Raw genomic sequence first — 12969 nt, 5'->3', positions numbered from 1 at the left:
GCTTTGTCGTCTCAAGTTGCAAACCTCAGAAACAATACGTGCGGCCCCTCGCAAAAACGCCATTGCGAGCGTAGTGAAGCAATCCGTTGAATTTGTCTCCGACCTCAACAGTTTGCTTCGTCGCCACAAGTTGTAAACCTCAGAAATAATACGTACGGCTCCTCGCAAAAACGCCATTGCGAGCGCAGCGCGGCAATCTGTTGAATTTACCTCTCTAATTTAAAAGCTTACCTCATTACATTGCAAACACCCAACCCTCAGATAAATCTTTCCAATGTGGGTTTATAGACTGAATCAAAAGTTCCTTTCGTTTTCTATTACCTGCCTTTAGTTGCTTTTCTCTGGCTATGGCTTGAACAATGCTATTATATTCCTCAAAATATACAAGTTTCCCACAGTTATATCTGGCAGTAAAACCTTTATAATATTTCGTTTTATGTTGATAAACCCTTTTAACCAAATTACTTGTTACCCCACAATAGATTACGGTGTTATTCTTATTGGTTATTAAGTAAACGAATGATTTTTTCATCTTGTTGTTTTAAAGTTCCATGACGCCATTGCGAACGAAGTGAAGCAATCCGTTGAATTTGTCTCCGACCTCAACAGTTTGCTTTGTCGTCTCAAGTTGCAAACCTCAGAAACAATACGTACGGCCCCTCGCAAAAACGCCATTGCGAGCGCAGTGAAGCAATCCGTTGAATTTGTGTCTCATATAGATTTATCACTTCGCCACAATTTCTTTGTAAAGAGACAACTTTATAAAAACCAAGCAATCCCATGACCGCATAAATACAGAACATGGGATTGCTTTATCAGGTTTGTGGAAATACTACTTCCCCAACATCAAAAGTTCGTTGCAGCGGACTTCGGTTATATAGCGTTTTTCACCCTCTTTGGTTTCATACGAACGGTGCGTCAATTTACCCTCAACAGCGACCTGCTTGCCTTTGATTAAAAAGTTCTCGACAATATCCGCGGTCTTACCCCAGGCAACTACATTATGCCATTGGGTGTCTTCTACTTTTTCGCCCTTCGCATTTTTATAGCTTTCGCTGGTGGCGATTGAAAATTTGGCGAGCTTGTTGCCTCCATCCAAGTTTACGATTTCTGGGTCGTTACCCAAGTGTCCAATCAACTGTACTTTGTTTCTAAGTGCATTCATAATAAAAGGTTTTAATGTTAAACAGTTAATACTATCGAACGGCTGTAATACTGAGACGAACCCAATATTAATTCGACACTGCAAACATAAAACGGACATCAAAAAAGATTCGGTTCGGAAATAATTACTTTCGTTTGTAAACGTTTGTAGTCGTTTAAAAATGGCTTGATGCCCCTAAATATGGGAACTAGAAACATCAAAGAGAAATTGTATTTTTAAACCGGATACTACATTTTTGACTAAGTTGTCGCATCCCCCTCTTTAAATAGAGCTGTAGATTTGCCCTTCAATTGGACATGACCATGGGCAAAACAGGAATGGCAACGGCCTTTAACGCCTTCTTATAACCTCTAAATTCAACTTGAATATTCTTAGTATTCGAATTGACCGTATTATCAAATAGATTTTCATAGTAGGCTATGCCTTCCAATAAATTGTTTTTAAAGGATGTCCATTTTTTAATGTGCTTAGCCGTTATTTGATCTGTAAAACTAGCGATGTCATTTTGTAAATAATCGATATACATTTTCAATTCTTTAACGAACATATTCGGTCTATTCGCTTCGGCAAGAACAGAAGTATTTCCGTAGATATGTTGAACCATTTGAGATAATGACACTTTTTTATCAAAATAAGCCAAGTTGGGTCCTGGGCAAATAACAACACCTTGCTGTTGCCCTTTGATGCGCATATCATTTTCAATATATGAGGCATTGGCGAGCCCAACGCAAAGGCATGATTTTTCTGTAATTTTCGTTTTAGTCGCTTCATAATTGCTGTAAGACATCGTTTCTTTTTTAGCTTCAAGCTCGTTCAGCTTTATATCTTGATACTTTTTTGATGCGGTACAAATACCTTCAGGACCAAACTCTTTACTCAATGCCAGAAACTTTTTGGGGCAAGAGCTTCCCGCCTTATAACTTTTTATTCGGCTTTGTTTATAAAAATCATTGGACGAGCCCTTAATGGTATTAAAAGGAACTCCCAGAGGTGAAATATCACTTAAATACAAATCCGCTTCTTTAGCATTCGCCAACAAAGTCCGTGTTTTTTCATCCACTGATGTGGCCTCAGGTACTAATAAGAAAGGAGTTCCCCAACCTACGGAATCCACTTCGTAGGTGTCCATTAAAAAATTGTGTTCAGCTGCCGTACCTACACCACCTTGTACGGTAATATTAATAGGTAATGGTTCTTCAGGAACAAACAGTTCTTTATCTTGTAGGGCCTTTTTTAAAACCGTGTGCGTGTCTTGTAGCAATTCGTGTTTTTTGTTTTTGAATTCTTCCAAAATAGGACCTAACAAATTGCCCTCGGTAGCAAAGGCGTGACCACCACAATTCAAACCCGATTCTATGCGGTACTCGGAAACCCAAAGGCCTTTTTTAGCTAAAAACTTTCCTTGAATGATCGCCGAACGAAAATCGCTGACCTTTAAAGTGATTCTCTTTTTCAATTGGCCTTTTGCATCGGGGAAAAAATCTTTGAAATTTTCGAAATAGCTATACAATCTTGGGTTCATCCCTGCCGAAAGCACTACAGAAGATTCGAGGTTGCTATTGGCGAAGCCTCGGAGTGCCGCGTGCGCATCATTAAATGCTACTGGTAGTTGTTCGTTTTTATTGAAATTATCTTTGTCAATTTTGGTCATGATATTCACATCGATATCTCCGGCAACCAGCTGTGAATCTATATACTTTTTGATATTTTCCTTAAACAACATACCTTCTTCCAACAAACTCAAAAGGCCTTCTTTTAAACTGGATTTATTGGGAAGAATCGCTATAAAGTTTTCAAGGGCAGACTTGCTTTCCGATAATTCTGTTTTAAATCTTTCGAACTTATCTTTCACGAGCGTATCGACTAAGTTTAAGTAAGCAGTGATACGTTTGGCGCGATAATCTTCGGCTTTCTTTGAAATCTCTTGATATTTCAAACCGAATTTCTCACTGTAAAATGCATTCATTCTTTCTAAAAGTTCATCATCAACAATAGAAATTACGGACGAAATTCCATATTGAGCGACACGAATCGGACTATCTACGGTATAGGCTAAACCCATTACAGGAATATGAAAACTATGTGCTTTTTTAGGTACTACCATGAGTGTATTTTAAAAAATAATTAAACTCCAAAGATTGTAAATTCATCGAAGTTAAAAGCTGATAAAAATCATACTTTATATCTTTTATCGCCCAAGATTCAAAAACATAATTCCGGTTTAATCATAGACCGATTTGATAGCCACAGTTAATGGAGACGCCCACATATATTCATGTTTAACGGTACACTCCCAAGATTTCAGTATCTTTGATTTTTTCCAAATAAGACGATCAATGACAAGAATTTTAGTTTTTGCAACGCTATTTTTGATTGCGTTTCAACTCTCCGCCCAAGAAGACCAAAAAGATAAAAAAGAAGACAAATGGGATGTCGCTGCCCCCCAAGGCAACTTTAACTATAAAGACCATACGTTCACGACCGATGAGGGCACTTGGATAAACCTAGATGTGAGTCCTGATGGAAAAACGTTGGTTTTTGACCTTTTGGGCGATATTTATACGCTTCCCATTTCAGGTGGTAAGGCAACTCCGCTCCGTACTGGAATTCCTTTTGAGGTGCAACCTCGTTTTAGTCCCGATGGAAAGCATATCTCGTTTACAAGCGACGCCGGTGGAGGCGACAATATTTGGGTGATGAATGCCAACGGCAGCGATCCCAGACAGCTTACCAAAGAAGACTTTCGATTATTGAACAACGCCACCTGGATGCCCGACGGCAATTACCTTGTGGCACGTAAACATTTTACTTCGGGGCGATCTTTGGGTGCTGGCGAAATGTGGCAATACCATATCAGCGGTGGAACCGGACTGCAATTGACCAAAAGAAAGAACGACCAGCAAGATGTCAATGAACCCAACATTTCCCCAGACGGCAAATATCTTTACTATAGCGAAGACGTCTATCCCGGAGGTTCGTTTCAATACAACAAAGACCCCAACAAACAAATCTATGCCATCAAAAGATACGATTTCGAAACGGGCGAAACCACGACGATTACCGGAGGCCCTGGAGGCGCCGCGAGGCCACAGGTATCTCCCGATGGCAAAAAACTGGCTTTTGTCAAGCGGGTACGTACCAAAACGGTGCTTTACCTACATGATCTGGAAACTGGGGAAGAATGGCCCATTTATGACCACCTGAACAAAGACCAACAAGAAGCTTGGGCTATTTTTGGGGTGTACGCCAATTACAATTGGATGCCTAACAATAAGGAATTAGTTTTTTGGTCTGGAGGAAAAATACATAAAATAGATATTGAGACCCTCAAGGTTACGCCCATACCTTTTACCGTCGATGCTGAAATCAAAATAGCGGAAACCCTTCATTTTGAAAGTCCGGTTGCCCCGGAAACATTTACGTCTAAAATGATTCGGCATGCGGTGACCTCCCCAGATGGAAAAAACCTTATTTTTAGTGCACTAGGGCACCTTTGGACCAAAAAACTGCCCAATGGCAAACCTAAGCGCTTGACACAGGCCACCGATTTTGAATTTGAACCCAATTTCTCTCCCGACGGAAAACAAATTATTTATGTAAGTTGGAACGACGAAAATTTAGGAAGCATTCATTCGGTACCCGCTACTGGAGGAACACCCAAAAAGCTGACCACTACCAAAGGAATTTACAGAACGCCAGCCTATAACCCTTCGCAAACCCTAATTATATATCGAAAGGAAGACGGCAACAACGACCAAGGAACGACTTTCACCAAGAACCCCGGTATTTATACGATGACATCGACAGGAAGCGATATTAAATTGATTTCCAAGACGGGGGAATATCCCTCTTTTACTCAAGATGGCAAACGTATATTTTATCAGACCGGAGGCACCTATTTTGGCAATTTGACCAAAACGCTGGTTTCCGTAGACCTTAACGGAAAAGATAATAGAACCCATATCAAATCTAAGTATGCCAATCGGCTCGTACCCAGCCCTAATAACCAGTGGATCGCCTTCACCCATTTGCACAAAGCCTATATTGCGCCCTTGGTCTTGAACGGAACCGAAATTGACCTTGACGACAAATCGAAATCAGTACCGGTATCGCAAATCGCAAAAGACGCAGGCATCAACATCCATTGGTCAAAAGACAGTAACAAAGTACATTGGACATTAGGCGACGAGTACTTTACCAACAATATCAAAGACCGTTTTACCTTCTTGCCCGGCTCCCCGGAAAAAGTAGTCAAGCCTGATAGCACAGGCATCAAAATAAATTTGAAGATTACTACCGATATTCCTAAAGGAATTATCGCTTTTACCAATGCACGTATGATTACTATGGAAGGTGACGAGGTCATCGAAGATGGTACCATAGTCATCAATGGCAACCGAATCGTTAAAATAGGTTCATCCTCATCGGTTTCGATTCCAAAAGATGCTAAAGTCTATGATGTTAAAGGAAAGACCATTATGCCCGGCATTGTAGATGCCCATGCCCATTTAGGTGCGTTTCGATACGGGCTCACCACACAAAAGCATTGGCCATTATACGCCAATCTGGCTTTTGGAGTCACAACGGCACATGATCCATCCGCCAATACCGAAACGGTGTTTACAATGTCCGAATTGGTCAAAAGCGGTGATATGGTCGGGCCGCGCGTTTATTCCACCGGGTTTATTCTCTATGGTGCCGATGGGGATTTCAAGGCAGTCGTAAACAATTTGGACGACGCCCGTTCTTCAATCAAAAGAACAAAAGCTTTTGGTGCCAAATCGGTAAAAAGCTATAACCAGCCCCGTCGCGAACAACGCCAGCAGATTTTACAAGCGGCAAGGGAAATGGAAATGAACGTGGTTCCCGAAGGAGGTTCTACCTTCTTCGCCAACATGAGTATGATTATGGATGGCCATACCGGTATCGAACATAATATTCCTGTAGCACCGGTCTATAAAGATGTCAAAGAACTATGGAAAACCAGCAAGTCGGGCTATACCCCTACACTTATCGTAAATTATGGTGGAATGAACGGCGAGTACTATTTCTACCAAAAAGATCAGGTTTGGGAAAATGAAAAACTGCTAAAATATACACCCCATGCCATAGTTGACGCCCGTTCAAGACATCGTACCATGGTGCCTGACGAAGAATATGAAAATGGTCACATTTTAGTCAGTAATGCAGTAAATGCTTTGGCCAATGCAGGCGTGAAAGTGAATCTAGGTGGTCACGGACAGTTGCAAGGTCTTGGTGCACATTGGGAATTATGGATGCTGCAACAGGGAGGAATGACCAATATGGAAGCCTTACGTGCCGCCACCCTTAACGGCGCCCAATATATTGGAGCGGGCAACGATATTGGATCGTTAAAAGAAGGTAAGCTAGCGGATTTGATCGTACTCGACAAAAACCCTTTGGATGATATTAGAAATACCGAAACCGTGAAATATACCATGGTCAACGGCCGTCTTTTTGATACGGACACTATGAACGAAATTGGGAATACAGAGAAGGAACGCAGTAAATTCTGGTGGGAAAACAATCGGTACAACGCTGCTTTTAAATGGCATGAGTCTTCACAAAGTTTTACACTTCCCAAATGCAGTTGTGATTTAGGCCACAACTAGGCTCATCAAAGAATACACCGGTTATTTACTGCCCTGTAGCCTAGTTAGGTTGCGAAAGAGGGGTATTTGCCTCTGCGGGCGGAGAGTTAAAAAAAACATCGTCATTTTACCTTGTTTTATAATCTCTTTAGTGGCATTTGTCATATTGTTTTTTTGCCTTAATTTAGAGACTCTCAGAACATTAAAAAAATGGAACAGGTTACAATAAAAGCCTCAATCAAATCTTCGTTGAATAAAGTTTGGGACTATTGGACAAGCCCCGAGCATATTGTCAAATGGAATACAGCTTCTGAAGACTGGCACACAACAAAGGCAGATAACGATCTTCGGGTTGGAGGTAAATTTATGTCGCGAATGGAAGCCAAAGACGGTAGTTTTGGTTTTGACTTCGAAGGAACCTATGACGAGGTGGTACCCCATAAGCGTATTGCCTATACCCTGGACGATAATAGAAAGGTAGTCGTTACCTTTACCGAGAAAGAAGGCAAAACAGAAGTTGTCGAAACCTTTGAAACCGAAACGGAGAATCCCGTAGCTATGCAACGTTCTGGATGGCAAGCTATTTTGGATAATTTTAAGGTTTATACGGAAAAGCATTGATGCCCTAAAACCAATTTATGTTAAGCAAAAAACAATATGCAAACGGGCAAAAAACCTATAAGTTAATGGATAATATGCTCACCTACTTTTTCAAAAACGGGGCTTTAAAAGCCAGAGGTCCTTTCGAAGATGAAAAAATGCAGGGGGAATGGAAATTCTATCGAGAAACGGGCCAGCTTTGGCAAGTGGGCAATTTTAAGAATAACATAAAAAACGGCCCATGGGTACGATATGATAAAAACGATATCATCGAATACAATGAAGTTTTTGAAGACGGTAAAATCGTAAAAAAAGCAACATAACGCTATTATCTTAATGACATGAATAACGCAAAAAGTAGTGTGGATAACTATGTACAGGATTTCCCAAAAGAAACACAGGAAATTTTGGAACTAGTGCGCACTTCCATCAAAAAAGCGGCACCGGAAGCGGAAGAAACCATCAGCTATGCCATGCCCACCTTTAAATTACATGGTATCTTGGTTCATTTTGCCGCATTTAAAAACCATATCGGGTTTTATGCCCTCCCATCAGGAAACAAAGCTTTTTCCAAAGAGCTTTCAAGTTATAAAACAGGAAAAGGGTCTATTCAATTCCCCATTAATAAACCCATACCATTAGAATTAATTACCAAAATCGTCAAATTTAGGGTTAGCGAGAACATTGACAAAGCAACTGCCAAAAAACAGTCTAAAAAGAAATCTAAAGATAGTTGACAAAGAAAACAAAGACCAATGAGCAGATTGCTATTCGCACAACCTATTTCAGTATTGTAGGCAATATGGGGTTGGCCTTGGTCAAGGGGTTGGCCGGCCTTTTCGGAAATTCATACGCACTTATTGCCGACGCCATTGAATCTACAACCGACATTTTCGCCTCGCTATTAGTCCTCTTTGGATTAAAATATGCCAAACGGCCCGCAGACAAGAACCACCCCTACGGGCATGGAAAAATAGAGCCCTTAATTACTTTCGTAGTCGTTGCTTTTCTAGTTACCTCGGCTACAATAATTGCTTATGAAAGTATTCAACACATAAGAACACCCCATAAAATACCAAAACCTTGGACATTGCTGGTACTTGGTGCAATTATTATTTGGAAAGAAATATCATATCGAATAGTTATTAAAAAGGGAATAGAAACGAACAGTACATCCTTAAAAGCAGATGCATGGCACCATCGAAGTGACGCTATTACTTCTGTAACGGCATTTATCGGAATCTCCATAGCCCTATTTTTTGGCAAAGGTTACGAAACGGCAGACGACTGGGCCGCTCTTTTAGCTTCGGGTTTTATATTGTACAATAGTTATTTGATATTCAGGCCCGCCCTCAGCGAAATCATGGATGAGCACCTCTATGAAGACCTGATAGATGAAATCAGGGCAATCTCGATTCAGGTTGATGGAATTTTAGGCACTGAAAAATGTTACATACGCAAGGCTGGTATGTACTATCATGTCGACCTTCATGCTATGGTCGACGGACAAATATCAGTAACACAAGGGCACGACTTGGCCCATAAACTTCAAGACGCCCTAAAAAAAGAAATACCTAGCTTAGGTCATGTGTTGATTCATATCGAACCAGACGATTTATAATACAGTAAAAGAATGTAAAACGCTAGATTTGAGAAAATTCTACTCCAAATTCTTTCTGATATACCTACGGTATTCTAAAAAGAGAAATAACAGCGACTTAAAAAAAAGAACATGCAACACCCCTTTATTGCTGACAAAACTTTTAAAGATTTTAATAACGTCAAGCAGCGGCTTACCAAAGCGGAATATGAAAACTGTATTTTCGAGCGCTGTAATTTTGCTGACGGAGATCTTGCCAACCAAAATTTCATGGAATGTAAATTTATAGCATGTAATCTCAGTAATACCAATCTTACCAATACCATTTTCAAGGATTGTCTGTTTAAAGAATCTAAAATGGTCGGCGTCAAGTTTTCAGACTGCAATTCTTTTCTGATGTCTTTCACTTTCGAAAATTGCATACTCGACTTTGCTTCTTTCTATCAATTAAAAATTAAAAACACTCGTTTTATTGCTTCTAAACTTGAAGGTGTCGACTTTACAGAAACCGATTTAAGCGGGTGCCAGTTTGACCGATGTGACCTTAAGGGTGCTATTTTTCAGCATAGCCTTTTGGAAAGAGCAGATTTTAGAACGGCCTTCAATTATAGTCTGGACCCTGAAATTAATCGTATCAAAAAAGCCTTGTTCGCTGCCCCAGAAGTTGTAGGCCTGCTCCAGAAATACGATATTGTAATAGAACAACAATAAATACTAAAAATGTCACGCACTACCTTAGTTATAGTTCTTCTACTCATCAACCTTGGCCCACCACCATTTCTTGTCGCGCAAAAAATAGCGAAAACAATTGAAATCAGGGGCGTTTATGGTAATCCGAAACCGCTTTGGGAAAAAGGCCATAGTCTGAAGGAGCTTGGTGTCAATTCCATTTTCGTGCATAGTGGCGCATTGACCCACGAGATGGTGAAACGTGCCAAATCTGAAGGTGCCCTGGTATTTGCCGAATTCGCGACCTTGAACGGAAAAAACTATGTTGACGAACATCCCGAAGCTTGGGCAATAAATGAATTGGGTGAAAAAGTGAAGGCCGCCTCTTGGTTTATGGGCGTATGCCCTACCGAACCTGGTTTTCGAAACTACCGTATGAACCAACTGCGCGAATTGATTAAAGAATTTGAACTCGATGGTGTTTGGATGGACTACGTACATTGGCACGCGCAATTCGAAGAACCAGAACCCATACTACCTGAAACCTGTTTTTCCAACAGCTGTTTAAAGACATTCGCTAGAGATTTCGAAATTGAAATTCCCGAGGGCAACACTTCGGAAAAAGCCCAATGGGTACTCAAAAACAAAGAAAAAGAATGGCGTGATTGGCGATGTAAAGTGATTGCCTCTTGGGCAGAAGATATGAAAAGCATTATGGAACAAATACGACCCAATGCCCTTCTGGGGCTATACCATTGCCCATGGACCGATGAGGAATTCAATAATGCCAGACGCCGTATTCTTGGGTTAGATTATGACTTGTTAAAGCAGACCGTTGATGTATTTTCTCCAATGGTGTATCACGGAAGAATGGAACGAAAACCAACTTGGGTGGCCGAAAACATAGCTTGGTTATGCGACAGGTTAAACATCAAAGACAATGCCTATCCGAAGGTATGGCCAATTGTTCAGGCACATAATGACCCACGTATCATTTCCGCCAGAGAATTCGCAACCGTTTTAAAAGGCGGTCTAGAATCTCGGTCAAGCGGGGTAATGATGTTTACTACAAATGCTGTTGCCGAAGACAGCCACAAAATCGAGGTTATGCGTAAATTGTACCGTTCCATCGATTCCATTCAATCATCAAATTAAACTTCCCAGTTCTTATATTAGCCGTTTGTAATCGGATAATTTGTAACTTGTTGCTTATAAATTCGTTGCAATGAAGCGCTATTTCTTCCTATTTTTTCTTATTTGCATAAATGCTCATGCTCAAAATACTGTAGTGCACGAAGAAGGAAGCATGGTAGCCAATGCAAATTTATCAGAAATTGCTTGGATGGAAGGTCATTGGAAAGGTGAGGCTTTCGGTGGCATCACCGAAGAAATTTGGGGTCCGCCTTTAGGTAATTCAATGCTGTTTTCTTTTAAACTCGTTGTCGAAAATACAGTGGAATTCTACGAATTGGGACATATACGGCAAGTTGGTGAAACCTTGGTTTTCGAGCTTAAACATTTTGGAAGCGACTTAAAAGGATGGGAAGAAAAAGACGAAGTCCAAAGTTTTAAATTCGTCAAAATAGCTGGTAATCGTGCATATTTCGATGGCTTTACTTTTGAAAGTATAAGCGATACCGAAATCAATATTTATGCACTCATGGAACACGCCGACGGTACAAAGGAAGAAGTGAAATTCAATTATAAAAAGCAGACTTAATTTGGAAAAAGAATGTTTGGAATGCGGGGAGAAAATTATGGGTCGGGTCGACAAAAAGTATTGTTCCGACTACTGCCGCAATGCCTATAATAATAAAGTCAACAAAGACAGTAAGAATCTCATTCGCAATATTAACAACCGCCTGAGAAAAAATTACCGCGTGCTCGATAGTTTCCAGTTGAAAGAAGGCAAAACAAGAACAACGCGAACCCGCCTGCTCGATAAAGGCTTTGATTTTGATTTTATCACCAATCTTTACACCACCAAAAAAGGAACGACTTATTATTTCATTTATGATTTAGGTTATCTCCCTTTAGAAAATGACTATTACATGATTGTGAAACGCGAATAAACTATCCTTTCATTTACCTTTTTCAAAACATCCATAACCATTAGAAGAGAATGAACGCCGCCCAAATACTTATGGAAAAAATGGAAAACTTCGGAATATGGGAAGGTATGTTATCCGTGGACAGAAATGAATATGTGAAGGTGGGGAATAGTATCGATACCAATATCTATTTTATCGTGGAAGGCAGCCTACGCATTTTTGTAATCGATGAAACAGAAGAGCATACTATTCGATTGGGTTATAAAAATAATCTAATCGCCGCTCTCGATTCGTTTATTACCAACAGACCATCTGACCTCTACATTCAGGCACTTAAAAAAACGAGATTAAAGGTAGTTGGTAAAGCGACGTTTCTTCATTTCATAGAAAGTTCCACTGAAAACAGTAGTCTTTGGCGCATTATGCTGGGTGAACTAATTTATCAGCAAATGGAAAGGGAACGGGACATATTAACATCATCTCCCGAAGAACGATACAAAAGGGTTCTAGAAAGAAGTCCGCGGCTTTTTCAAGAAATACCGCATAAATATATTGCCTCTTATTTGAGAATGGCCCCGGAAACTCTATCACGTATTATAAAATCTTGATTTCAATCAATGTTTAGTTCCCCCGAAGTGGGCAACTTTGTAAAAAAAATAATGAAGATAGCATCAAAGGAACTTTTAGCGGATTTAATCAACCGTACCGAAAATTGCCTGACGGAAGCCGAAAAGCTATATGTACGATCAAATGAGGAACTCAACTATAAAAGCAGCCCTCACACTTGGAGTATTTTGGAGTGCATTGAACACCTGAACATGTACGGGGATTTTTATCTTCCCGAAATAGAAGAAAAGATGGCTAAAAATAATGCGTATCCCTCCATTTATTTTACCAGTGGTCTTTTAGGAAATTTCTTTGCAAAAAGTATGCTTCCAAAAGAAAAGCCCAACAAAATGAAAACCTTCAAAGACAAGAATCCGAATGGTTTTTCTTTGGAAATAAAAAGTCTTGACCGGTTTTTATCACAACAAAAAAAGCTTTTGGAGCTTTTGCATAGCGCTGGAGAAGTTAATCTGAGCAAAACAAAAACGGCAATCAGTATTTCTAACTTTATCAAATTGCGTTTAGGAGATACGTTTAGGGTGGTTGTTTATCACAATCAAAGACATCTGGTTCAGGTGAACAAAGTGCTAGAGCAACTATCTTTGGGCGCTCTTGTTTAACAACGTTATCAATTTTACTGATTCATTCGGCTTCAAGTGTCGTTTG

14 protein-coding genes are annotated in these 12969 nt (G+C 40.1%); 11 read left to right on the top strand and 3 right to left on the bottom strand.

Annotated features, from left to right (window positions below; all coding sequences use genetic code 11):
• Positions 1-235: 235 nt before the first annotated feature.
• The 3 genes from BLS33_RS15620 to BLS33_RS15610 form a co-directional block, all read right to left on the bottom strand.
• Positions 236-532 (bottom strand): GIY-YIG nuclease family protein, encoded by a 297-nt coding sequence (locus tag BLS33_RS15620; protein ID WP_089891424.1) that lies wholly within the window; start codon positions 530-532, stop codon positions 236-238.
• A 300-nt stretch (positions 533-832) separates the two neighbouring features.
• A complete protein-coding gene (locus tag BLS33_RS15615) occupies positions 833-1165 on the bottom strand; it encodes a single-stranded DNA-binding protein (RefSeq protein ID WP_089891421.1) in 333 nt (110 codons plus the stop codon).
• 286 nt (positions 1166-1451) lie between these two features.
• Complete coding sequence (locus tag BLS33_RS15610; protein ID WP_089891418.1) at positions 1452-3269, bottom strand: hypothetical protein; 1818 nt, start codon at positions 3267-3269, stop codon at positions 1452-1454.
• 232 nt (positions 3270-3501) lie between these two features.
• Here BLS33_RS15610 and BLS33_RS15605 point away from each other — a divergent pair, with 232 nt between their 5' ends.
• The 11 genes from BLS33_RS15605 (at position 3502) to BLS33_RS15555 (ending at position 12923) form a co-directional block, all read left to right on the top strand.
• Entirely contained in the window at positions 3502-6798 is a 3297-nt protein-coding gene (locus BLS33_RS15605) for an amidohydrolase family protein (RefSeq protein ID WP_089891415.1), read from the top strand.
• Between the two features lie 189 nt (positions 6799-6987).
• Complete coding sequence (locus BLS33_RS15600) at positions 6988-7398, top strand: SRPBCC family protein (RefSeq protein WP_176801410.1); 411 nt, start codon at positions 6988-6990, stop codon at positions 7396-7398.
• A 17-nt stretch (positions 7399-7415) separates the two neighbouring features.
• A complete protein-coding gene (locus tag BLS33_RS15595) occupies positions 7416-7700 on the top strand; it encodes a toxin-antitoxin system YwqK family antitoxin (protein ID WP_089891407.1) in 285 nt (94 codons plus the stop codon).
• An 18-nt stretch (positions 7701-7718) separates the two neighbouring features.
• Positions 7719-8114, top strand: coding sequence for an iron chaperone (locus BLS33_RS15590; protein WP_089891404.1), 396 nt, complete (start codon positions 7719-7721; stop codon positions 8112-8114).
• Positions 8111-8998, top strand: coding sequence for a cation diffusion facilitator family transporter (locus tag BLS33_RS15585; protein ID WP_262495082.1), 888 nt, complete (start codon positions 8111-8113; stop codon positions 8996-8998). The genes BLS33_RS15590 and BLS33_RS15585 overlap by 4 nt, the downstream gene beginning before the upstream one ends.
• Positions 8999-9109: 111 nt before the next feature.
• Positions 9110-9688: a pentapeptide repeat-containing protein gene (locus BLS33_RS15580; RefSeq protein WP_089891401.1), complete on the top strand. Its 579-nt coding sequence runs from the start codon at positions 9110-9112 to the stop codon at positions 9686-9688.
• A 9-nt stretch (positions 9689-9697) separates the two neighbouring features.
• Positions 9698-10801: a hypothetical protein gene (locus BLS33_RS15575; RefSeq protein ID WP_089891398.1), complete on the top strand. Its 1104-nt coding sequence runs from the start codon at positions 9698-9700 to the stop codon at positions 10799-10801.
• 70 nt (positions 10802-10871) lie between these two features.
• Positions 10872-11366: a DUF6265 family protein gene (locus BLS33_RS15570; RefSeq protein ID WP_089891395.1), complete on the top strand. Its 495-nt coding sequence runs from the start codon at positions 10872-10874 to the stop codon at positions 11364-11366.
• A gap of 1 nt (position 11367) precedes the next feature.
• Positions 11368-11718 (top strand): hypothetical protein, encoded by a 351-nt coding sequence (locus BLS33_RS15565; protein ID WP_089891392.1) that lies wholly within the window; start codon positions 11368-11370, stop codon positions 11716-11718.
• Positions 11719-11789: 71 nt separating this feature from the next.
• Positions 11790-12305, top strand: a complete 516-nt coding sequence (locus BLS33_RS15560) for a Crp/Fnr family transcriptional regulator (protein ID WP_089891873.1) — start codon at positions 11790-11792, stop codon at positions 12303-12305.
• 51 nt (positions 12306-12356) lie between these two features.
• Positions 12357-12923, top strand: a complete 567-nt coding sequence (locus BLS33_RS15555) for a DinB family protein (RefSeq protein WP_089891869.1) — start codon at positions 12357-12359, stop codon at positions 12921-12923.
• The last annotated feature ends 46 nt before the right edge of the window (positions 12924-12969 follow it).

It is taken from the genome of Kriegella aquimaris (assembly GCF_900103215.1).
GTDB lineage: Bacteria > Bacteroidota > Bacteroidia > Flavobacteriales > Flavobacteriaceae > Kriegella > Kriegella aquimaris.
The sequence above is the reverse complement of the archived record's forward strand: the minus strand, read 5'-3'. Positions and strand labels throughout refer to the sequence as shown.

What these genes read in the sequence shown, in the direction of transcription:
- BLS33_RS15620 (WP_089891424.1), bottom strand. Translation starts at nt 532, where the DNA reads ATGAAAAAATCATTCGTTTACTTAATAACCAATAAGAATAACACCGTA.
- BLS33_RS15615 (WP_089891421.1), bottom strand. Translation starts at nt 1,165, where the DNA reads ATGAATGCACTTAGAAACAAAGTACAGTTGATTGGACACTTGGGTAAC.
- BLS33_RS15610 (WP_089891418.1), bottom strand. Translation starts at nt 3,269, where the DNA reads ATGGTAGTACCTAAAAAAGCACATAGTTTTCATATTCCTGTAATGGGT.
- BLS33_RS15605 (WP_089891415.1), top strand. Translation starts at nt 3,502, where the DNA reads ATGACAAGAATTTTAGTTTTTGCAACGCTATTTTTGATTGCGTTTCAA.
- BLS33_RS15600 (WP_176801410.1), top strand. Translation starts at nt 6,988, where the DNA reads ATGGAACAGGTTACAATAAAAGCCTCAATCAAATCTTCGTTGAATAAA.
- BLS33_RS15595 (WP_089891407.1), top strand. Translation starts at nt 7,416, where the DNA reads ATGTTAAGCAAAAAACAATATGCAAACGGGCAAAAAACCTATAAGTTA.
- BLS33_RS15590 (WP_089891404.1), top strand. Translation starts at nt 7,719, where the DNA reads ATGAATAACGCAAAAAGTAGTGTGGATAACTATGTACAGGATTTCCCA.
- BLS33_RS15580 (WP_089891401.1), top strand. Translation starts at nt 9,110, where the DNA reads ATGCAACACCCCTTTATTGCTGACAAAACTTTTAAAGATTTTAATAAC.
- BLS33_RS15575 (WP_089891398.1), top strand. Translation starts at nt 9,698, where the DNA reads ATGTCACGCACTACCTTAGTTATAGTTCTTCTACTCATCAACCTTGGC.
- BLS33_RS15570 (WP_089891395.1), top strand. Translation starts at nt 10,872, where the DNA reads ATGAAGCGCTATTTCTTCCTATTTTTTCTTATTTGCATAAATGCTCAT.
- BLS33_RS15560 (WP_089891873.1), top strand. Translation starts at nt 11,790, where the DNA reads ATGGAAAAAATGGAAAACTTCGGAATATGGGAAGGTATGTTATCCGTG.
- BLS33_RS15555 (WP_089891869.1), top strand. Translation starts at nt 12,357, where the DNA reads ATGAAGATAGCATCAAAGGAACTTTTAGCGGATTTAATCAACCGTACC.